Source organism: Ancylomarina euxina, assembly GCF_003863355.1.
GTDB classification, from domain to species: Bacteria; Bacteroidota; Bacteroidia; order Bacteroidales; family Marinifilaceae; genus Ancylomarina; species Ancylomarina euxinus.
This window is the reverse complement of sequence record NZ_QQWG01000017.1, coordinates 18612-42999: the sequence shown is the minus strand read 5'-3', so window position 1 is coordinate 42999 and position 24388 is coordinate 18612. Positions and strand designations below refer to the sequence as shown.

Sequence of the window (24388 nt, the reverse complement as noted above, 5' to 3'; positions counted from 1 at the left end):
AGATTAGTATGAGCTATTTTTGATCTTATCTCCTCCTGATAATGACATGATCATCCTTTATAATAAATTTCACACGGGTTGTTTGCTCCATTTTATATAGAATATCCTCTATATCGCCATAACGGCTCAGTCTGGCACTAAAGCGAAGATCTTTCAGATCCTGATTTTCAAAAAATACTTTTACATTATACCACCTTTCCATTTTACGCATAATATCATCTAAGGGTTCGCTCTGAAACACAAACTTTCCATCTCGCCATGAGGTATACACGTCGGTATCCACTGCCTTGACGTCAACAGACTTTGTTGCCCGGTTGAAATCAGCCTTATGCCCGGGTGTTAAATCAACACTGCTGTGACTGCCATCCAGGTTTTGTCCCATCAAACGCACCGCACCTTCAATCAATGTGGTCTCAATATTTTCCTCATCAGGATAGGCCATCACATTAAACTGAGTTCCCAATACCCTGATATCCATATCACCTACACTCACATAAAAGGGCTTATCCTTATTTTTTGCAACATCGAAAAGTACCTCTCCCGATACGGTTACCTTACGCGTATTGCCAGAGAACTTAACAGGGTAACGAATCTCAGAAAGCGCATTCATCCAAACCTTAGTCCCATCCGACAGGGTAAGCTGATACTCGCCTCCGGCAGGGGTCACCACCACATTTTCATGGATTTTGGCTTCCTTGATCTCATAAGGCTGAATGGTATAGTTAAGACCTGTACTGTCTTTTAAAATAAGAGAGCCATCAGTTTCTTTAATGTGATTTTCATTCTTTCGCTCCAAATCAACAGCTCTTCCATCAGAAAGATATAGCATGGCTTTAGAACCTCCAGGTTTAATTTCGATAGGTGCCTGAGCGATTTGCGGTCCATTCACAAATACCGATGTATAAATCAACCAGCCTGCCAGAGCAATTGGTAAGCTTATAATAGCCGCATAACGAACAAAATTCATTAATCGAATTCTTCTATTCTTTTTACGAAAGTTGATCTTCCATTCAATTTTTTGGCGGGCAGCTTCTACATCGAATGCCTTATAGCGATTTAGTTTCGCTTGATCGACCATCGATTTTCGAGCTGATGCAATCAGATGTGCCTGACTTTCATCGGATAAAAAGAGATTCAGCTGCTCCTTTTCATCCTCAGTAAGCTTATTTGCAATTTCTTTAGCTAATAATTCGGCAAGTATGATATGTTTTTTTGTTTCTTCCATTTTTTTCCCTCTTGTCTTATAAGAACACCCTGGTTAACAAATAGGGTGAAAAGAAAATACGAAAAAAAAAACAATAAAGCTATAAGCCACTGATCAACATGATAATATCGAAGATATTTTGCAGTTTTAAGCGGAGGTTTTTATAGGCAATAGCCTTTTGAGTCTTTACAGAATTGACAGAAATGCCCAAATCATCAGCAATCTCATTATTTTTAAGACCGTTCATGCTAAGGAGTAGTATCTTTCGACACTGTGCTGGCAATTCACTAATAGACTGTGCAATCAACCTCTGTCCCTCTTCTTCGACAACTTGCTGAAGAAAAAAGGTTTCTGATTCAAGTTGATGTACTTGTTCTGCCTCGTATTTCCGCTTCACTTTCTCATGACGAATTTGGTTCAGACAAGCATTTCGGGTGGATTGATAGAGGTAAGCCTTTATAGCATTCAAAGCATCAAAATCTTCAAACTTATCCCATAGCTTCACAAAGACCTCCTGTACCAAATCTTCTCCATCGGCTGAAACGATCAGAAAGCGTTCGGCAAACAAGCACAAACCAGCATACATCTCATTAAACAGAGCATTATAGCTCAATGTTTCCTGAGAGTCGACTAAAATAGTTTTATCGGAGTTGGGGCGCATCCGTTTATTATTTTTTTGCCTTTGGTTAGTTTTCGGAATATAAAATTCTGGACCTAAAAATAGTGTATTTTTTCTCTTCTGTCCAAATCAGCTCCTCCTCACGTGGATCAATTACAGAACCAAACTCAAGATTAATCAAACAGACAACACCTACGAATAAACTATAGTACAGCGAAATACGATTTTACTAAAATTCAATACAATTCATAAAATAAAAATGAGATTAATATAAAAGATCCGATCACAATAGCACATTATGCCTATACTAATTCAATAAAAAAAAACACATTTTATTAGACTGTATTAAAGCATAAAAAATCCCAGCCTGTACAGACTGGGATTTTTACTTTACAACTAAACAGACTTAAAACAGTTCTCCTTATTCTGATTTGAGATAATCAAAAGGATATTATTTTATCAATGGAGAACAAAAGTCAAAACATACCTAATCACTATCTTTTACCAAACGAACGTACATTCTATATGTACTCGATTTTGTATTTTTTTGTATACCTGATTTAGTCCCTGAAAATGCTCTGGCTAAATATGCTTTAGAACCTGACCAACTGGTTACAAATGAATTAGACCAGAAATAAGTATATTTCATTTCTCCTGCATCTTCCAAAACTTTATTATAACCACCTGGTTTAATATTTAATTTCAATTCATTTGTAGGAACAGTAGCATTCGTCCAACCTGCATCGGTACTCAAAAATTTATGAAGGGTTTCTCCCTTATACGAAGTTCCATAATAATCAGCATCAGATTGTGACATACCACTGATCAATTCTAATTCCATCCACTCTTCATCAGTAGCAACATGCCATCCTTCAGGAGCAAGATCTTCCAACATATATGCAGAATACATCACACCATATTTGGCAAAATTCTCGTGAGCTTTAGCCTCTTCGAGAGTAGGCATTGTCCAAGTTTCACCACCAATCTGAGGCTTAACAATTGGTGCACCATAAACAGAACACTTTTTCTCATCCTGAGTATCATTAACAAAGTATGGTAAGTAAGCTAAATTTTCTGCCATCCAAGTGGTTCCATTAATCGTCACTGTTTTGTATTCGTGATTATCACGTGTATCCGTAAATGTACCTTCTTCAAGATAAATTTCCCCTTCAATCATTTGAGTCTTGTGCATTTTAGTCTCAGTACTTACAGCATCTACACCATCTTTACTTACAACTTTAATACTATAATTCGTGTAACCAGAAGCATCTTCAAGCGTATATTCAGTTTCGCTTATATCAGCAGCCACGATATCAGCAGCTTCAAAAACATCATCAGCAGATACATATAAATCATACTTCACTTCATCTTCATCAGCATCAGTTGAAGCTGTCCATTTCACCAAAAGGTTGATCTTTTCATTTTCTAAAGTCTCAACAACCTCAGTAATTTCAGATTTTGTTGGCAATGCATTTACAGTTGTAAAAGAATACACATCAGATACAACACTTACACCTTGAGCATCCTTAGCAACAACTTTCCAGAAATACTGCATATGAGCTTTTAAAGCCTCTACTTCGAAAGTATTCTCAGCAATTTCACTTGCTTTTTTATCTGCATCAGCAAAAACATTAGTCTCAGCCACGAATAAATCATACTTAATGGCATCGCCATCTGCATCAGTAGCTGCAGTCCATGCAAATGCAACTGTTTTTGCAACATCAGCAGCCTCATGTGCAGGGAAAGATCCAACAGATTTAGCTGGTGCACTATTGTCTGTGGTAAAAGAAAAGACAGCACTTTCTGCAGCTAATCCTTCAGCATCCCTAGCAACAACTTTCCAAAAATAAGTGGTATGTCCATTTAAGGTAATTTCATATTCTGTTTCAGCTAAATCTTTTGCTTTGATATCTTCATCAGTCAACTCAGCCTTTGTTCCAACAAACAAAGTATACTTCACCATTGTTTTCTCAGGATCCTCACTAGTCTTCCAATTTAAAGTAATTGTTTTTGCAACATTCACGGCCTCATTAGCTGGGCTCAATGTTGTAGGGATTGTAGGTTCCATGTTTTTGGCATCATCGTCCTCACAAGATACGATACTTAATATCGCCAGAGCGATCAGGGAAAATTTCCAAAGGTTTTTCATTCTTTATAATTATTAGGTTAGTTAATTGGGTATAGCTATCGCTGCATCACACAGTTTTAGCTATACCGTATAAAGTCATTCTCAATTAAAAAAAAGAGAGGATTTATCTTATTTTGTTGATTTTAGGAATTCTAAATATTCTGTTACAAATCTAATTTCAGGATTAGCAACACTAATTAATAAGACAACCTGATAAGGTTCACCCGAACCTGATTGATAAATATCTGGAAGTAAATAAAAGCCTTGTTCATCAGTCAAAACTTCTATCAGCTCACTGGCACTTTCAGGATCTATCAATTCTACATTCTCGATATCAGCTTCAAAAGCTTTTCTGTAGTCATCTTTAAGCTTAAAAGTGACACTAGTCTTTTCTTTTCTAATAACTTCTACTGGAATATCTACGTTTATATTTCTATATCCAAATGGAGGTAAAACCAACTTATTGTATTTGAGCGTAATGGTTGTTGGAGAACCACTAGGATTCTTCTCATTATTCATGTAGAAATCGATATTTCTTAAGCCATCAGATAAAGCAACAGTCTTACATAACTTATAGAAATCATTAGAAACAATACCATTGTATAAGTTCCAAACAGAATAATCCATTGTACAATCAACATTCTCACCATTTTTTGTTCCCCATTCATCAACAAATGGGAAATAAATAATACCTGGACGATTAGAATATTCAATCTTTGTTTTCACACCATTATCTTCTGAGGTATAGGTATCATTTTCCTGATTGTAAATAAATTTAGCAACTTGAGTTGTCTCATCAATTCTCAAAGAATCCATTAAAACAAAACCATCATTGGTAATGGCAATTCTACGAGGAATACTTTTGATCACATCCTTATCCAGATAATCAAAAGTGGCCATACGAAAATCAGAATCAACTCTTAAGTGTCCCTGAAAATCTTTTCCTTCAATAGAGATTGCTCTGAAATATTTATCAGAGGTTGCACCATCAGTAAGAACACGCTTCATCTCAGCCGTTTTATCTTGATCAAAAAACCAATCCTCTTCCTTGGCTTTTCTCAAAATCAATTCGGTTTTGAATTCACCTTTGTCTGTCAAACTCTCAAGAATGACACAATCTGGCTTAGCTGATTTAATGATAAATTGAAACTCACCTCCACCTAGAGGAGCTGCAACGCTACCTCCATTGGCAGTTGGTTTGTTCACTTTTATAGCATGCCAGGCATTAAATACACAACCTGATTCGAAAACCAAATTTGTTGTTTGTGTTGTATTCACATTATAACTCAACTCGTTTGATAAGCCTGGAATCACAGTAAATAACTTACCATATTCATCGGGTATTTCAACTATCTGATTTTTGATCTTCACCCAACCATCTTTGGTGAAATTCATTAATACTGGCCAGGCACCCATCGTCTCTACAGAGCTATAGTAACCTATCCAACCGTACTCAGCATCTGCTAAAATGTCAACTTGATTGGTATTAAGTTCTGCAACTCGTTCTTCTAAACTCTTATCAAAAGTATTCTCAAACTCATCAGTACATGCAGAAAAAGTGATAACTAACGATAGTAATACAAACGAAAATATATTTTTCATAGCCTATTCCTCCCCTTTTTGTGCGTTAACAATTCTTTCCTGAACAATATCTCTCAAGTTCTCCAGATCAACATCAAAGTTATTTTGATAATACGCTTTAGTCATTTCCAACTTCTCTTTAATGATAATCTTTCCAGAATTCAAAGCTCTCAATTCATCTGATTTTTCAACACTCTTTTTAATGGCATATTCGCTTACCGCTTTGTCGCCAGCAGCCTGACATTCTTCAATAGATTTCCCCTCTAGATATGCAGCATAAAAAGCTTCCATTTTAATGGTTATAACTTCTTCAGTAGTAGCTGCAATAATTTCATTATAAACCTTCAGTACTGCTTCTTGAATCTCTGCATCAGATACAGGTAAGTATGTATCATTAAACTCATCAGCATCAGTAATAATGAAATTTGAAACCAATTCCGCAAAATCCTCAAACTCGTTGGTTGTGCCATAAGCAGTAGTGACTCCTCTTTTTATTGCAGGTGAATGATCAAAAATTGGCTCACCATCTTCATCACGCAAAACTTCACCTTTTGCATTTTTTTGGTAATCGACTAATGTCGTCCATGAGTTTCCAGAATAGAATGATCCTGAAATTTTTTCAAAGCCATTAGGTAATTTATAAGTTTGATGCACAATATGCGTAAACTCATGATGGATAGTGTGTAACTGAGTTTTCAACCATTTTTCGTCCTTAAGGTCAAACTGATTCACTTCCGTTAAAGTAATACGAACACCAGCTTCAGCAAATCCCAAAGTTTCAGTTCCATTTTGATTCAGTATTTCAGAGCCAATAAAGACGATTTCCGGAGGAAAATTCTTTTCGATAAAGGCTTTACCTCCTTCTGAACTCTCAATAAATGGGTTCACCCAAAAATCCTCTACCATTTCAGCTGTTTTAATCACCACTTCTCTCATTGGGGGAGAAACGTAATAATCAATAGCAACAAACTTATCGTCCCATTTCCAACGAATAGCGCAATTGTATTTATCCAGAAAATGGTCTTTCATAAATAGGTCAATCTCATCTGTAGATTCCACTATCTCTCTTTTTTCATAGTTCAGCTCATCATCCTTATCGCAAGAAGTGAAAAGGGTGAGTACAGCCAAGAACATGAATAATATTTTATTATTAATCTTCATAGTTGTCATGATTAAAGTCTTACTAATTTTTCTGCAACCGGAGCAGGTGTCTCAATTGGATTTTCCTCAATACCTGTAGAAATAGCGGCTTGTGGAATTTGCAATACCTTTCGCGGGTCATCAGCTTTAAGAATATCCGTTACTCCTGATACATTTTGATGAATAACTTCAAGTTTAAGACGTTTTATATCAAACCATCTTAATCCTTCTTCAGCAAATTCACGTCGACGTTCAAGCTGAATAAGCAAACTCAAAATAACTCTATTATCAAGTCTAATTTTCTCATCCATCTCATCTTTTATAACTTGATCAAAGTCAGGATTTAAAGAACCATCAGCTAAAAACTTATTATAAGCCTTATTGCGAGTATAATCAGGATATAAATCAGGGTATACACGGCGATAAGCACCAATAAACTCATCAAAGAAATAGGTGTCTGGATCCGATAAGGCCGGGGCCGTTTTCGGACCATTCCATCTCTCTACCAAAAAATTATTAAAAAAGGATGCAGCCTGATGATCCATCAACTTTTGCTCTTCAAGATTAGTCTCTAAATCACCTAAAGCCATTAATGATTCCATCATATTAAACATGACCTCTTCGCCCCTTAATACAGGCTGAACGGTATAAGGTAGTCCTGAATTAGAGGTTAGAGATGCTCTTTTCACTAAGGACTCATATTTAGATTGATAAACTGCTGATTGATCAGCATTAGCTCCCCACATGTTTAAGGATCTACTATCTCCTAAGTATAATCTACTTGCAATATTCTGAGTCATTCTATAACCAAACTGGAAATACAACTGATATCCCAACTTTTTACGAATAATCAAAAGGTTAGATGGATCTTCAGGATTCGAAAATACCTGAGCCCTACCCTTTGGTCCTTGACCAGCTAATACAGCTTTATAATCTCTAACATAGGCTTCATTATAGGTATTACCTAAAAGTTGCTTACTAAAGTGTAAACATTGGCCATAATCGCCTTTATACAAATAATAACGAGAGGCAAAGGCTAGTGCAGCTTCTCTGTTAAAATGGTATTTACCTGTGTTCTTGTAATAATCGTTCGATACTAAAGATAAACCTTCAAGCATATCTTCTTCGATATAATCATAGGTCTTCTCTACAGTTTCTCTATTATAAGAGACCAATAAAGTCATTTCAGGTTCTTTGATATAAGGAACACCTAAATCACTTGTTGCTGTAGTAGGATCATAGTGTTTACCAAACATATTCACCAACATAAAGTGAGAATAGGCTCTACACAATAAGGCCTCTCCCTTTACAGCATCTTTTTTCGCTTTATCACCATCCATCTTCTCAATGGATTTTAAAGCCTGATTAGCATGTGCAATCGCATTATAAGCATTAGCCCAGAAGTATGAAGGCGTATCTTGTCCTTCCATACTAATTGTTTGCCAATTGTAAGCCTCCTCCATTTGAGTCAGCTGAATATTACTAGGAACTGCACCTACATTATCAGTCATTCCTTCTAAAAACAAGTAACTTCCTGCTGGATATGCATTCGTCACTAACTCAGCAACATCATCAATATCATCAAGTTCTATTCTTGAGTCAGGTACTGTATCGAAAAAATCATCACAACCTGATAGGGTAAATACGCCTAATACAAGAATCAATATTTTTATTCTATCTATCATAGCTCTACAATATTAAAATCCAAGGTTTAAAGTAAAAGTGTACATTCTTGATGTTGGCATAGAAACTCCCCCTGAAGAATAGAATTCAGGATCGATACCATTTAGTTTATCATCAGAATACAGCAGACATAAATTGCTTGCCTGGAAAGAAAGAGATCCGGACTTCAGATTTATCTTATTCAATACACTAGGAGAAATCTGATAACGTAAGCTGACATCTTTAAGACGAATAAAATCGCCCTTAGCTACACGTTCAGTACTCTTATTATACAAACTGTAGGCGTTTTTCTCTCCTAACTCATCATAAGTTCTTTTATCAAGTATAGCAGGTATATTCGTTCTTGTTTCATCACCAGGAATCATCCAACGATTAGCCAACTCTTTAGAAAAAGAATCATAATCGGTGTAGTTAGGCTTAAAGGCATCATCCAATCGAATAACGTTACCCCACTTGTATACAATCCCTACGCCTAGAGTGAAATTTTTGTATTTAAAATTATTGGTTAGTCCACCATAAAACTTAGGAGCAAGAGAACCTTCATTCTTAAGAACTTTAGTAATATCTTCTCTATTCTGTAAGTTAATATCATACACAACCTCATCGTTTTCACCATAAAAAGTTGGAATTCCTTTTGAATCAAGTCCGGCAAAACGTACAGAAAACAAAGAACGATGAGAATAACCTTTTAAAGGAACACCAATATTAGAAATTGCTTCAGAAATAGAAGCCGTATTTTCCAATTTCGTAATTTCACTTGTGTGGTAATTCCAGTTAAAGTTAGTTGTCCACGAGAAATCATTCGTTTTAATATTAGTCGTATTCAACATGAATTCCCAACCATGCGATTTCATATCACCAATATTACCATACTTTAGTTGATGTCCACCAACACCTGAAGTACTTACCACATCAATAAGGTCGATCGATTTTCTGTTGTAATATCCAATTTCACCAGCAATTTTATTATTAAACAAGGCGAAATCAATACCCAAGTTCAACTCATACATCTTCTCCCAGGTTAGATCTTCATTATCTAAAGCTGCGACATAATAATAAGTCTCATTATCAGTAGGACGAAGAGTTTGACCTGAAAACATAGCTAAGGCTGCAGACGTATTAGGTCCCATAATACCATTATAACCATAAGATGCTTTTGTTTTTAAATGATTAACAAAAGTGACATCTTCCATAAAAGATTCAGCATGAATATTCCATGCTCCAGAAGCTGTCCAAGATGGCAAGAATCGAGCAGAAGTACTCTCACCCAACTGATTGGATCCATCATAGCGGAACGAACCATTCACAATATATTTACCCTGATAGGTATAAGCAGCTGTAGTAAACACAGAGGCTCTTCTATCTTTTCGTAAACTCGTTGGAAAATTACCTTGGCCCAGAGCATTCAAATATCTTTGTAAGTCTGGATGTGTACTCACAACACCACCCTTATCGTATGAAATTCCCCAGATATCTTTACCAAAGCCTTCACGGTTTGTAATATTCACCTCATTACCAAGAAATATATTCATAATATGATCTTCGCCAAGTCTAGGACTCCAATCAAAACTATTTCTAATGTAATAGTGCGATAACCTATCGTTACTAACATTTAAGAAACCTCCCTCAGGTAAAATTGAATAAGCATTTGAGTTCGGATTGGCAGGGTCTTTAAAAAGCAATTTATTGGCATCAATAATCGACTGTGTACCATCCGCTCTATAAGCTTCTGCTTGATTCGATGTTTCGTGAATTTTGTGTTCGCGCATTGTTGTTGCACGGCGCATTTGAAAGGTTGATCTTAGATTTATCTTACTAGTTAAAGCATACTCTAAGTCAGTTTGAAAAGTAATATCCTTCACTTCTACATTAACAAAGTTATTTCTTAACTCATGAATAATATTAAAAGGAGCAAAGCTTCTACGAAAATATTCCAAATCCCCTTTATCATCATATGCTCTCATACTTCTACTTGAGTTTAAAGCATACGAGAATGGGTTGATATCAAAGTCACGGGTATATTCACCAGTCATCACATCGAAGGATCTATTTTTAGTCCCTGGAACTTTCTGATCACGAACATTGGCTGACAACTTAATTCCAACAGATAATTTATCGGTAGGTTTAAATTGCAATCTTAAAGCAGCCGTATACTTATCAACATTATCAGCAATGGTATAACCTGCATCATTATAGTAAGACATCGATGCATAGTAAGAACTATTTTTTGTTCCACCAGACAAACTAAAAGAATGCTGTTGAGTCACTCCATTTTGGAATAGGTGATCAAACCAATCGGTATTTGCTTTACCATAAGGCTCCAGAAAATTTTCATTCAAACCACCATTAGGTCCCCATCCTACTGTTCCGTTGTTGATTCCATCGTACATTTTACCAAGTACTCCAAAATTCTCAGCGCGAGCAACAGTAGTCATGTCAACCCATCCATAATCAGATAACTGACGATAAACCGACATCTCTGAACCAGAATCCATGATATCAAAATTAGAATACTGAGGTTTGTCTTTTATAGACACACTCCCGGTGTAATTCACACTCATGCGCCCTTCTTTCCCCTGCTTGGTTGTAATTACAATCACACCATTCATCGCTTTAGCACCATAAAGAGCTGTAGCAGATACATCCTTCAAAATCTGAAAATCAGCAATATCTTCTGGATTTAAACCTGCAACTCCTGAACTTAAAAGTGTCGTCAGATTACCCGATGTTAAATCATCAGCACTCACCTCGACAAGATCCTCAAGCTCAACACCATCAACAACCCAAAGTGGCTTATTATTACCATTAATGGATGAATTACCACGAATTGTAATAACAGGTGCAGCACCGAAAGTAGATGATACATTACTCACCTGTACACCGGTAGCTTTACCTTGTAATGAGGAGGTAATATCTGGTGCACCTTCTACTTTAATATCATCAGCGTTTAATTTCTGAGCCGACCCTGTAAACAACTTACGATCAATTTTCTGATACCCCGTTGTGACAACGACCTCGTTTAATTGCTCCGAGCTACTAGACATAACAATATCTAATCGCTCCTGATTAGTCACAACAACTTCTTGAGATTCCATTCCTATAAAAGAGATGAGAAGAGTTATACTGCCATTCTCTGGTATTTCTAGTGAGAAATTCCCATCAAAATCAGTAGAAACCCCATTACTAGTTCCTTTCTCCACGATTGAAACTCCAGGTAAAGTTACCTTTGTATCGTCGGTAATTGTACCAATCAATTTTCGTTTACCCTCGTCTTGACTTTGTACTGGTATTGGGTTAGGCTTAATTACGATGACATTCCTATCCAATTCATAAGTCAATCCCGTATTCTCCAATACACGATCAAGGATTTCCTTTACGGTTTCCTCATTGGCTTCAACAGAAATATTGTTTACACCCTTAATTTCATTTAAGTTGTATAAAAAACCCAATTCAGTCTGAGATTCAATCTCATTAATCAGGGTTTTAATATTCACATCGGTTAAATCCAGACTAACACGAGCCTGCGACATTATATTGGCATTCAGGTTTAAACTGAACACAAAAAATAGAAGAATAAAGTTTTTCATAGCAAAGAGCCATTTCCTCCGAATTCCCCCAAAAACGGGAATTCGCAAAAGAAGCATTTTTTTCATAGATTTGTAAGGTTTAGGGTTCACATATCATCCATTATGGATGCTTTCTCTAAATAGCCGAGATATACTGGTACTATATCTCGGTATTTTTTTTTATTTCTTATTCACGATTACAGTTCTGTTTTCTTTCATTGTAAACTGAACATCAGTTGTTTTCTCTATCATATCCAATAATTCGTTGCAATTCTTAAATCGAGGTAATTTTCCAGAAAACTGATAAGCCCGTACTTCTTCTGATTTAAAAAACACGTTAATATCATACCATCTGGATAATTTTCGTAAAATATCGTCGAGATTTTCCTCATCGAAAACGAAAATGCCTTCGCGCCAACATGCATATAAAGCAGCATTAACCTCAACAATTTCAAATTGATTATTCGATTTAGAAAAAACAGCCTGTTCATTGGGTTTCAGTATCTGTTCCATCGGCTGTCCAATATTCGATGACACCTTCACTTTTCCTTCCACAAGTGTGGTCTGAATACTTGCCTCATCTTTATAAGCTGAGACATTAAATGATGTTCCCAAAACTTCTATATCCATGGGACCCGTTTTCACAACAAAAGGAGCATTCGGATTTTTAGTCACTTCAAAAAAGGCTTCCCCTTCGAGAATAACCTCACGCCTGTTATTTGCAAACTGAACAGGAAACTTCAAGCGGCTTTCTGAATTCAGCCAAACACGTGTACCATCAGATAAAACTAATTGATACTCCTCTCCTTTTCCAATCAACAATTCATTGAAGACTGTCGATTGTATTTTTGTTTTATCATTTACTGAAGTGTAATTCAGAGTTCTTTCTTTATTTTCAATGATCACTTCATTATTCGCTTCCTTCATGCGCAAAGCCATATCATCCAATGCGATTCTTTTCCCATTACTTAACACCAAATGTGCAGTCTGAGTGCCTGGCTCTATCACAGGAAAATTTGCCGCGAACTGATTGGCATTGTAATTTTGAAAAAGTAAATAACCCGCTATTAACATAGGAAGAACAATAACAGCGGCATATCTAGCAATTTCAAGCCATCTTTTAGGCATTGAAATTGTTTTTGGAGCACTATTCTTCTGAAAACGCTTCCACTCATAGTCAAGATTAATACGCTCAATCAGTTCAAGACGCTTTTCTCTCTCCTTTGTACTTAATAGATTATCCAATAAACTTTGATGTGCCTCATCTTCCTTCAACCAATGATCAAGTTGAGCCTGCTCATTGATATCAAGACCTATTCCCAAAAACCGAGAAAGCAATTCACTTATTTCTATCTTTTCAGATATCTTCTTCATACTAAATAATAATTTCAAGTAGTTTTATTCTTTACTTGTATTCTACAGACGACAAAATCTAAAGCCTGGGTGGGTCATCTAAATCTTTTTTTCATTTTTTTATCCTAGCCAAACTCAATCAAAAACTAACACTCTAAATATCAGGCCCAAACACTAAACCAATCTTTCTGAAAAAAAATCACATACCAATCTCTTACTTGAATAGAACTGATCAGATCATTCATACTCAACTAAGTTTAAATTGAACTTACAAAGGGAATTCGGATTATGCTAAAGACTATTAATCAGTATAAAGAAAGGACACCGATTTTTAATAAAATGGTTAAAAGCAATCATATAATAACAACAAAATTTATCAACACATCTGTTACTATAAAAAAACTGAGATGACTATTATTCGAGGAATTGATAAAAATCGATCAGAAGAAATACAACAAACTGATGACCTAAAAGTTCACGAAGTTTCTTAAAGGCATTCAACTTATGTGTTTTAACCGTATTTATTGAAATATTTAACTCATCAGCAATTTCCTGATTTGTTAAGGATTTTAAATTGAGGCGTACCACTTCCTTTGCTTTTTCTGGCAATAATTCAATGGCTTCTTCAAGCTGACGGTAAGTCTCTTCCCTAATGATATCTAGAATAACACTATCGTCATTCAGAAAAAAATCATCATTCAATAAATCGGTATTTAAATCACCTCTTTGTTTCTTTCGTTTTTCTTTCTTTAAAAAATCGAAGCAGGTATTCTTAGTTGCCAAATAAAGATAGACTTTTAAAGATTTCTCCGACTCAAATTCTGTAGCTGAATTCCACACTTTAAGAAAAACATCCTGCACCATATCTTTTGACAGATCTTCATCATTCACAAATCTATTGGCAAATACACACAAGGAAGGAAAGTACTTATCAAAAATACTCCTGAAATCAATTTTGCGAATATCTATCGTCCCTGCTTGCTCGATCATTCAATTATACTTTGTGGCAAAAATTTGAGTAATGACAAATGTAGAAGAAAAGTAAATAAATGCAAATTTTATTATTAGTATACACTAAGCTTTTCAAACAGCAAAGAAATAGGATCGATGAAAAAGAATCCAAAATCACACATATAAAACCACTATAAATAGATACTTGAATATTATTTAAAACTAATCAACATAAAACGACTTAATACACATCTTCGTGATATCGCGAATCATTCTCAAGATGTTCAAAATAAGCCAAAGCTTGGACTTCATCCATAATACCATCTTTTTGAATCAATTCAATCAGGTTTCGCTTAACATCTTTACCCATAGCAATGGAACCACAGATAAAAAGATGGGCGCCCTTTTCAAGCCAATCAAAAATCTCTCTCCCTTTTTCTTTTAGACGATCTTGCACATATATCTTTTCAGCCTGATCACGAGAAAAGGCCAGATCTAATCGTGTTAATATACCTTCGGCTTTTAAAGACTCAATTTCATTCTGATAGAGGAAGTCATATTCTTCTTGTTTTTCTCCAAATATCAACCAATTATCACCACTTGCAACTCTTGCCCTTCTCTCTTTAAGAAAAGACATATAGGGTGCGATTCCGGTTCCAGAACCAATCATGATAATAGGTAATTCATCGTCAGGCAGGCGGAATTCTTCATTAGGAATAACCTGAATCTTAAGACTGGAATCAATTTGCAAGCCCTTATTAATATAGGATGAACAAGCCCCTGTGCGTTCACGTTCAAAAGCTGAATAATTGTATTGCTTCACTGTTAGATGAACCTCATTAGGAGTCTCACTTAAACTGGAAGATATTGAATATTCTCTAAGTTGAATCTTAGTGAGAATTTGAGATAATTTGCTTGCTTCAATCTGACTGGGAAAATCACAAAGCATATCATAAACATCAGCTTGCTTAAGATAGTCAAACAGGTCTTCTTTATGTTCCAGAAGCTCTTTCAGGTTCTCATCACCCGTGTATATTTGGTAGGCTCTCAATACATCTTCACCTAATTTCGTGAGTTCCAATTTCACAGCTAACAACTCTTCAATACTCTTATTCTTTTCCTTGTATTTTACAATCAGATCAGGCGTATAGTCCTGTTTAATCATGATTCTAACCACTAAAGAGTATGGATTCTTGGGTTTAATAGAAATGGAATCACCAGGCTGATACGTGAAATCGGGATGATCAGTTTGTAGAATAAGATGATGAATTTCACTAGCTGATTGCTCACCCGTGATTCGGTATTTATCTTTGACCCTAAGCGTAAAAGTTGGTCCAATCGAATTAGGACCAAATTTCAGAGCAAGGCTATCACCATTACATCTATTCTGGAATTTATTGATCAAATTAGATGCCCATTCTTCAGCTTTAGAATTGAAAGCCAAATCACATGTCACTAATCCTGAATATCGATTTGCACCAAGCGCTTTTAATTTCATATCGATATCTTTTCCTGCCTGGCAGAAATACTGATAGCTTGAATCACCAAGGGCGCAAACCGAAAAAGTCAGATTAGGGAGTTTGGGAGCTTTTGATCCAAAAAGATATTTATAAAATTGCTGAGCCTGAGCAGGTGGATCTCCTTCCCCTCGCGTACTTACAACAATGAAAATGAATTTCTCATTCACCAAATTATTTACATCGTACTCAGCCATATTATACACAGCAGGCTCCAATTCATATGTTTGGAATTGGCATCTCATCTGTTCAGCAATAAATGCCGAATTACCAGATTTCCCACCATAAAGAATGGTAATGGGAGATGATATGCCTTTGATATTTGGTATAGAAAAAGCCTTAGGCTTTGTCTTTAGTATATATGAAGTCATTTGTATGATTCTAAATTGAATTAAAAATCTTGTATTATAATCGATCACAAGATATCCTTAATTACTCGTATTTGGAATCAAACTAAATAAAAACAAGAAAATAATTATCAATCACTCAACTTAAAAGCTGGATTAAAGATAAGACCTATAATATTACCCCATGGATCGATGAGACTGGCAACCATAAGCTCTCCTCCTACATTAGTTGGTTTTTCATGCACCCCTGCTCCTAAATTAATCATCTCTTTAAAGACATAATCAATATCTTCTACCCCCCAATACGATACGACACCTTCACCTTTTTCTTCCTTGGGTTTATCATCTGGCAAAAGCCCCAACTCATAGCCTCCTATATTAAAGCCCACATAAAAAGGCTCATCAAAGTATGGTTTAGTTCCAAATGCTTTTGAATACCAATCTTTAGCCTGATTAAGATTATCAACTTTATATACGACTGTTCTTAATCCAAGTATATCTTCTTTTTTCATGATTTTGTCTTAATTAGTTTCGAATAAAACGACCACTTAATGATTAAAAAGATCTATAAATTTATACAATTCAAAAACCCTATCAAACTAATAGTTCAAATCTATAATTAAGATTTAGTCCTAAATCAATCTCAAGAATAATTAAATAGTATATTTTATAAAAAAGAGATAAAAGAATTCAAAATACACTACGCCTTCTTAAATTTCAACCAATAAAATTACTTATTGTTAATTAACATGTCGTTTGAAACTATTTAATTAAACATTATACTTAAAATACAATTTCCACACATATATTTTAAAACAAAAAGAAGCATCTAAATCAATCAAAACATTTATTTAGAAAAACAAGAATCAAAACTGACAATGCTTTAAACGATCAAATCATCAATTTATATTGTTCATTAGACAATATTTAAAACAAACCTCATATAGTTACACTCTTTAATTACACATAATAAAACGAATCAGGCAGCAAACCATTAATCAAGTATAAAAGTCGATTCACAAACAATAAACATCTATTTACACCAACATAAAGTTTAAAACCCAATTAACTCCTAATTAATAAAAATTGAATCCACACACAAAAAGTATAATTCAATCAAATCCATTTTAAACTTTATTAACATTTGAAAAATAATTAAAAAAAAATAAACATCACGCACTCATCATAAACAGTACAATACAGAATTATTGCAGATGAAATCTAGGAATCCATTAATAAGAAATGAACATCTTAATTTGTTTTTTCTAAAAAACTATATGTATATTCGATCGGATTTTAATAAACCTAATTTAAATTTTAACCCCAAAACTAACTTATTATGAAAAGAATTTTTCTTTCAGTAGCATGTTTAGCCCTAGTTCTAGGATCTTGCCAAAACAACGCTAATGAAATTAAACCCGACCAAGAAGAAATCGCTGTAGACATGAGCGACTTCTATGTTTACACTGCTGAAGAAACTACTAAGTCAGGACACATACATGGTCCTCAGTGTGGTAGTATGAAGGTATTAAACAGACAATTAAAAGAAAATCCTAGTTTGGAAAATCGTATGTTTAATGTAGAAAAACATACAAGAAAACTAATTGCAGCAAAAAGCACTAACGCGACCTCTAAAGGTAAGCCAGGTGGTGGAGGAACTCCAGCGCCAACACCATACCAGGGAAGCATTACAATACCTGTTATTATTAACATTCTTGAGGATGCTAATCATCCTGTAACTCAGGCTCACATTAATTCTCAAATTGCGATTTTAAATGAGGACTATAATGATATGAACCCTGGTACAGGTGGTGTACCTAATGAGTTTAATAATGCAGTAGCTGATGTTGATATTACTTTTGTAGTGGCAGCAATTAATAGAAAAGCTTCTACTAAAACTTCTTGGGGAACTAATGATGCAATGAAGCATTCAAACCTTGGTGGTATTGATGCAACTGATCCTGCTAACAACTTGAATTTCTGGATATGTGAAATTGGTGGTGGCATCTTAGGATATGCTCAATTTCCTGGTGGTGAACTAGATACTGACGGTGTTGTTATAGGTAGCGATTACTTTGGTGAAAATCCTGCTGGTGGCCAATACGGTCACGGAAGAACGGCTACTCATGAAGTAGGTCACTGGTTAAACTTACGTCACATCTGGGGTGATGGTGGTTGCAGACAAGATGACTTTGTTGCTGATACACCTAGTTCTGATAGAGCTAACTATGGTTGTCCTTCATACCCAACTGTACATTGTAAAACGAATGACATGACCATGAATTATATGGACTATGTGGATGATAATTGCATGTATATGTTTACCAATGGACAGAATGATAGAATGAGAGCTATCTTTAGTACTGGTGGAGCAAGAGAAAGCTTTGTAAACTAATAAGACTTAATACTTTATTAAAATTCATCTAAAGGCGTCATTTATGGCGCCTTTTTTTGTGAGATATATCGACTTAGGCAAAAAAAACGGTTCTCATTGAAGAAAACCGCTTTCGAATAATGTTATTCCTGTATTAAAGTTTGACTTCAGTTACTTTAAAATGCAGTTTTTCAATTGCCTTTTTTAAAGCCTCTTTAGTTGTTGCCTTTGTTTTATAAGTTAAGGTCACTTTTTGATTTTCGAAATCAATCTGTAAATTCTTAACCCCTTTTTCAAATGGCATACTTTTTTCAATTTTCTTAGCACATCCCTGGCAATCCATCTCTACATTAAAAACAACCGTTTCAATTTTTTTCAGCTCTTGTTTCTCAGCAAAAGCAGCTGTTGTAAACAAAATGATTGCAATGGCCAGAGTAGCCTTCTTTAAATTCTGGATTATATTTTTCATGTTTATTTGTTTTTAAGCTTCAGACATTCGGTCTTTGGCAGTTAGTCAATGGTTTAAATATCTATATGATAATAAAATCTAATCTCTATCGATTGTCAAACGTACACCTAAATAGAATTTACGTTCCTGTATAGGTCCCCAAATCATAGATGCATCAAAATTTCCTCCAAAAGGATCACCTGCATCAATTATAGGGTGTTTTTGTGTGTAGTTACCTAAGTTCTCGGCTCCAAAATAAACTTCCCAAATTTTGAAACGCTTTGTAACTTGGGCATTTAGCATAGCATAAGCAGGAGATTTTTCACGTCGAATAAATTCTTCAGGAGCCGATGGAATGCGCATATCTCCATTAATCTGTGTTGTAAAATCGAACTGCCAAATATTCATATTTGTTGAATACGATAGGTTTACCAAGCCTTTATATCTGTTCACATAGGGTACGGTTTGGAATTCGTTATTAATATCCGCTTTTACATCAGAAAAACGTAATGCAGTTGTCACATCTAAACGATCTACTGGCTCAAATTTTAATTCAACCTGATAGTTATTGGCAAATGACTGCCCATCCAGGTTGTAGAAACTAACTTCATTTATGTTCTGGTCAACATCTACGATAACTTGATTCTGAAATTCAGTGCGATAGAAATCAGCTGATGCCGTAAAGTCCTGACCAAACAAATTAAAATATTGGGTTACACTCAAACCATAATTCCATGCCTTCTCTTGCTCTAAATCGGCCTGAATATTAAATGTTCTGTTTGAAGCCAAAAGGAAACTATTTTCAGCAATTGGGTTTGCAGTACGTCGTCCACTACCAGCTGCTAAACGAAGGGTCGAACCTTCAGCAAAATTATATCTGAAATGTAAACGGGGCGTAACGAAACCACCATAAACTGAATTGTGATCATATCTCAATCCTGCTTGCAAAGTAATTTCATCTGATGGTAACCAGGTATACTCAGCATAAGCACCCGCAATCTTCTCAGAACGGTTAGTTCCTTTAGGTTTAAATGGATTTATTTCATTCTGATTATTTACCGTTTTATATAAATTATCATTAAAATCATCATAAATAAAAGATAATCCAGCCGTATATTTATGATTCAAATTTCCAATATAAGATTGAAACAGCAAGTTGGCATATAAATACTTCTGGTTTGCATCGTAATTTTTCAAGCCATAAAACGACTTTTGCTCATGAGATGAGAAATTGGTAATCAATGCGATACTTCTTTCATCATTCTTTGGAAAAACGTAACCAATTTTCGCAAACGCCTCATAACGACGTGTATCAATATCAATACGATAGGCATTATTCAAGTCATTGGTTTTACTTTCGTCATAGCCTTTCTGCCCACCAATTCTTTGCTCATCGATAAACTTAACACCAAACTGAGTAATCCAATCTTTATTGGGTTTCCAATACCACCTGTTAACGATATTATACTGTCGCACCATAGGATCATCAAGAAAATGATCATTATTGTGATCAATTTCTTTTGTATTGTCCTGCCCATGAGCCAAGATCGATGTTGATAAATTATCCGAAAACTTAACACCTGAAATCAGGTTTCCCTCTGACATGCCCATACTGTTTGTATAGCCATTTAAATAAAGTACTGGAGCATTTTGAGGTTTCTGATACTCAATATTAATTTGACCCGTAATCGATTCAAAACCATTTACGACAGAACCAACACCCTTTGAAACCTGGATAGATTCCATCCACGGACCTGGGACATAAACCATACCATAGACTGAAGCCAAGCCCTTAAAATTGGGATTCTTTTCAGTCATCATCTCAATATATTTCCCTGTTAGCCCCAATAGTTTAATTGACTTCGCTCCAGTGGCAGCGTCGGCATAGGAGACATCAACCGAAGCGTTGGTTTCAAAACTCTCAGCCAGGTTACAACAAGCTGCTTTACAAAGCTCAGCTCCTGTTATACTCTGTGATTGAATGGGATTTTCTCTGTCGAGAACAGTTCCCGCCCTACGCTTAGAAACAACAACCTCGTTTAATTCAATATTAGGTGACATTTCAATCACCAGATTTTCACCTTCCAACTTTTTGACTTCAATTTCACGGGTTTCATAACCAACGAATTGAACAACTAAAATATCTGATTTATTAGATTTATCAATGGTAAAACGACCATTAACATCTGTAGCTGTTCCTGTGCTTGTGTTTTTCCAAAATACAGATGCACCTGGCAATGGGGCTTCTTTTTTATTTGATAATTTTTCAACAATTCTTCCTTCAAAAGTTTCAGCAACTGAAAACAATGGAATTAGAGAAAGGAATAAAATTAATATCCTTTTCATATACTATAATATTATACGCGTCATGACAGACCTTACCCAATAGAGTTTAAGGCCAAACATGTAAGTAATTGTGTGAGATTAAATTAATTATAGCTTACATAGCTCGCACATGGAGCCTAAAAATTAAGCTATTCGTATAACTAACAAATAGGTATCAACAACGGTAGCAACACAATAATTCTTGTGTTATTTCAGGGGGATCAATAATTTTTTGGAGGTCATCATTGTTGACTTCATTGCCCGTATCAATAAAATTATGAAAGTGCAAATCAACACATAAAAATAAATCAAGACTAGAAACCAAAGGTGATTTCACAACTTGTTTTACTAAGGTCTTGGGATAATTCTTTAGATAAATTAATTCTAAAGCACAGCATGGTTCACTATTAAAATGCGCATGAGAAGAATTCCCATGAAAGTGAATAACATGGGGATGTGGATCAGATTTACACACATGCATTTCATCGCCACAATTATCTAAATCATAAATCAGATGAAAATCATCCTGATGACATGCAAAACAAGAATGCTTCAACAAATTCAAACCACAAAATCCTGTTAGGTAAAAAACCAACAGGAGAATTGAGATTGTATTTCGAAATAGTTTCTTCATTTATTGCAGTCTATCCTAACATTTATGAATGTGAACACATTTAATACGTTCTATTCCTTAAGACCCCCAAAAGTATATTATGGGTGAATTTGAAATGCCAATAAACTGTTAATAATTGTTAATCACCACTGTTATTTCGATCAATCGTCTCATTTACACCACAAGCTTAACCAAGGCAAGATCATTAAAAAAGAAAAAAGGAGTCCTATGAAAGACTCCCTGCAATTCAGAATAAACAATTTGACACCACTCTAATTGAAACTAATCGTTACTCTTACTAATTGTTCTACCGATGGCAAAACAAACTCATTATCGACTAGCCTAACTGTTTTAGATTCACTAGTGCCAGTATTAGCAGCAATTTGACGAGGCGCTTGATTATTTCCCGCACCTGGATATTCGTTCTCTTCGGTGCCTGCATCCCAAATCATAAGCATACTGGTAATATCACCTGTTTTTGCAACACCATTATTAAACAAAGCCAGCCCCATATCATCAAAGGCAACAAACAAATCATTCGATTGGACCAACATACTCGCCAGACTTAAATAATCACCTTCCTGAGCTTCAAAACTAAATTCATAATACTCACCAGGGAATATAGGTGCTCCCGAACTCATTCCATTGGGTATAGAAAATACACCATGAGACCAAATATGTGCCATAGCATCAAGACTTGCATCCAACGCATCTGGGCGACCATCTTCTGCTAAGGCTTCCAAGCCTGCACCCCTATCCGGTTTAGCATCTTCAAATAAAGGATACACCTGATTACTAATGGCAAATACGCCTGGAGCAAAAGGAGACACATAACCACTCATATTAGCTAAATAAGTGGCCAATTCAGCATTCATACCATCTTCAGCAAGCCCCTCCAATCCATTGGCAGCAGCTTGGTTCTCTGTAAATATAGGCATACCATCGTTGTGAACAACCCACACGCCAGGAGCCAAAGGTGACTGGAAGACATACGTATCCGATACATTTGTCAAAGTTACTGTAAACTCCGTTCCACTGTCATGAGACAATTCCACTTTTATGACTTCTGAAAGTGCTGGATAGGTATATCCATCGTTCACATCAGCTATCAACTTTACGGTTCCATTCTCGGCAGCACCTGTATTTGGACCTGCTTGACGTGGTGCCTGATCAGCACCTGTTCCTGGCATTTGATTCACCTCCGTACCGGCATCCCAGAGCATTAATTCGGAACTAAGATCTCCAACAACAGCATCGCCACCTACCGTATAAAGAGAAACACCCTCATCTCCAAATGCATAAAACAAATCATTCGTCTGGGCTAGCATCGTCGCCAAGGAAAGCTTCGCTCCTTTCCCTGCATTAAAACTAAAAGTATAGCTTCCTCCAGGCCCTATCCCATCTGTTGTTCCAGAATTAAAATAGGCTTTTCCCATTTGAATATTTTCAAACTTTAATGTAAAAGTTCCTTTCTCAATGGGAATCATCTTTGTATCATCATCAAGACATGATGACAAAAGGAAAATGTTTGCAACTAAGGCGTAAATTAAATTTTTCATGATAAAAATGTTATACGTTTCAATTATGAATTTAATAGTCAATCCCTTCCAAAAAATTCAATAATTTAAAATTAGGTTATTGACTTGCCTTAAAATGTAAGCTGCATCACATTTGCTCATTCTCATAAAAAAAACTGCAATAATTAATATTGCAGCTCTTCTTAATCCATATATTTCGATATTCCGCACTTTGTATAAGCACAAAATTATAGCTTATCGTAACACAGAATTTGAATTTCCTTTCTAGAATAATTAATGATTCCTTCTTGCTTTAATTCATTAAAGAGTCGAGTAACCGTTTCTCGTTTCGTTCCAATTAAGTCGGCAAAGTCTTTTTGAGTGTAAAAATGACTGATACAAATTAGACCAGCTCGTTTTTTTCCATTCTCGTCAGCTAAGTCTTTGATAAACTCGCACAAACGGGTGCGAACATCATGAAAAAGAAGGGACTCAAACCGACGTTCCATTTTCTTAAGTCTCAATCCAATAAGCTTATAAATGGATAAACCAAACTTTTCGTTATCACGCATCAACTTATACATAGTTGGTAAATCCATTGGACACAGCAGTGTTGGTTCTGTACAAGCCATGGCATAATCCGCTCTCTCATTAGCTCCTAAAATGACTTTTTCACCAAATATTTCCCCCTTCCCTAATATCGCTTTAACAAGTTCATCACCTTTTTCATTATATGATACAATCTTAACCTTCCCTTTACTTATCATGAATACTCTTTTAGAAGTATCTCCAGGAAAATAAATAAAGTCACCATTCTTAAAATTCTGAAAATGATTCTCTGCAAAATCTTTTAACTTATGAGGACATAGAATATGATACAAATTCACATCCTCTAAACACCATATATTATCTTTCATCCACATCATTCATTTATGAGTACTTTAATTTAATGCTTTTTTGATTGAATTCAATAAGCAATAACCTTCTTGTTTAAGAATCAAGCAATCACCGCGTCTTCAAGC

General features: G+C 35.4%; 17 protein-coding genes. 1 reads left to right on the top strand and 16 read right to left on the bottom strand.

Annotation, left to right across the window (positions count from 1 at the left end):
* Nucleotides 1–25 precede the first annotated feature (25 nt).
* From DWB61_RS14170 to DWB61_RS14120, 11 genes are all read right to left on the bottom strand, one after another.
* On the bottom strand, nt 26–1225 hold the full coding sequence (locus tag DWB61_RS14170; protein ID WP_125031569.1) for a FecR family protein: 1200 nt from the start codon (nt 1223–1225) through the stop codon (nt 26–28).
* Between the two features lie 79 nt (nt 1226–1304).
* A complete protein-coding gene (locus tag DWB61_RS14165; protein ID WP_125031568.1) occupies nt 1305–1865 on the bottom strand; it encodes an RNA polymerase sigma-70 factor in 561 nt (186 codons plus the stop codon).
* A 445-nt stretch (nt 1866–2310) separates the two neighbouring features.
* Nucleotides 2311–3972: an FISUMP domain-containing protein gene (locus DWB61_RS14160; RefSeq protein WP_125031567.1), complete on the bottom strand. Its 1662-nt coding sequence runs from the start codon at nt 3970–3972 to the stop codon at nt 2311–2313.
* A 108-nt stretch (nt 3973–4080) separates the two neighbouring features.
* Entirely contained in the window at nt 4081–5553 is a 1473-nt protein-coding gene (locus tag DWB61_RS14155; protein ID WP_125031566.1) for a DUF4302 domain-containing protein, read from the bottom strand.
* Between the two features lie 3 nt (nt 5554–5556).
* Entirely contained in the window at nt 5557–6693 is a 1137-nt protein-coding gene (locus DWB61_RS14150) for a substrate import-associated zinc metallohydrolase lipoprotein (protein ID WP_158614431.1), read from the bottom strand.
* 11 nt (nt 6694–6704) lie between these two features.
* Entirely contained in the window at nt 6705–8357 is a 1653-nt protein-coding gene (locus DWB61_RS14145) for a RagB/SusD family nutrient uptake outer membrane protein (RefSeq protein WP_125031564.1), read from the bottom strand.
* A 12-nt stretch (nt 8358–8369) separates the two neighbouring features.
* Nucleotides 8370–12008 (bottom strand): SusC/RagA family TonB-linked outer membrane protein, encoded by a 3639-nt coding sequence (locus DWB61_RS14140; protein ID WP_125031563.1) that lies wholly within the window; start codon nt 12006–12008, stop codon nt 8370–8372.
* A gap of 93 nt (nt 12009–12101) precedes the next feature.
* A complete protein-coding gene (locus tag DWB61_RS14135; RefSeq protein WP_125031562.1) occupies nt 12102–13295 on the bottom strand; it encodes a FecR family protein in 1194 nt (397 codons plus the stop codon).
* A gap of 393 nt (nt 13296–13688) precedes the next feature.
* Nucleotides 13689–14264 (bottom strand): RNA polymerase sigma-70 factor, encoded by a 576-nt coding sequence (locus DWB61_RS14130; RefSeq protein WP_125031561.1) that lies wholly within the window; start codon nt 14262–14264, stop codon nt 13689–13691.
* Between the two features lie 202 nt (nt 14265–14466).
* Nucleotides 14467–16113, bottom strand: coding sequence for a diflavin oxidoreductase (locus DWB61_RS14125; RefSeq protein WP_125031560.1), 1647 nt, complete (start codon nt 16111–16113; stop codon nt 14467–14469).
* A 107-nt stretch (nt 16114–16220) separates the two neighbouring features.
* Nucleotides 16221–16601: a VOC family protein gene (locus DWB61_RS14120; RefSeq protein ID WP_125031559.1), complete on the bottom strand. Its 381-nt coding sequence runs from the start codon at nt 16599–16601 to the stop codon at nt 16221–16223.
* 827 nt (nt 16602–17428) lie between these two features.
* Here DWB61_RS14120 and DWB61_RS14115 point away from each other — a divergent pair.
* Nucleotides 17429–18484, top strand: coding sequence for a zinc metalloprotease (locus DWB61_RS14115; RefSeq protein ID WP_125031558.1), 1056 nt, complete (start codon nt 17429–17431; stop codon nt 18482–18484).
* Nucleotides 18485–18617: 133 nt separating this feature from the next.
* Here DWB61_RS14115 and DWB61_RS14110 read toward each other — a convergent pair whose 3' ends face one another.
* The 5 genes from DWB61_RS14110 to DWB61_RS14090 all read right to left on the bottom strand — a co-directional run bounded on the left by DWB61_RS14110 (nt 18618) and on the right by DWB61_RS14090 (nt 24283).
* Complete coding sequence (locus tag DWB61_RS14110; protein ID WP_125031557.1) at nt 18618–18932, bottom strand: heavy-metal-associated domain-containing protein; 315 nt, start codon at nt 18930–18932, stop codon at nt 18618–18620.
* Nucleotides 18933–19010: 78 nt separating this feature from the next.
* Nucleotides 19011–21257 carry a TonB-dependent receptor gene (locus tag DWB61_RS14105; RefSeq protein WP_125031556.1) on the bottom strand — a complete coding sequence of 749 codons (2247 nt, stop codon included), beginning with the start codon at nt 21255–21257 and terminating at the stop codon, nt 19011–19013.
* 154 nt (nt 21258–21411) lie between these two features.
* Nucleotides 21412–21870 carry a hypothetical protein gene (locus tag DWB61_RS14100; protein WP_125031555.1) on the bottom strand — a complete coding sequence of 153 codons (459 nt, stop codon included), beginning with the start codon at nt 21868–21870 and terminating at the stop codon, nt 21412–21414.
* A 251-nt stretch (nt 21871–22121) separates the two neighbouring features.
* Nucleotides 22122–23408, bottom strand: coding sequence for a spondin domain-containing protein (locus DWB61_RS14095; RefSeq protein ID WP_125031554.1), 1287 nt, complete (start codon nt 23406–23408; stop codon nt 22122–22124).
* A 206-nt stretch (nt 23409–23614) separates the two neighbouring features.
* A complete protein-coding gene (locus DWB61_RS14090; RefSeq protein WP_125031553.1) occupies nt 23615–24283 on the bottom strand; it encodes a Crp/Fnr family transcriptional regulator in 669 nt (222 codons plus the stop codon).
* Between the last annotated feature and the right edge of the window lie 105 nt (nt 24284–24388).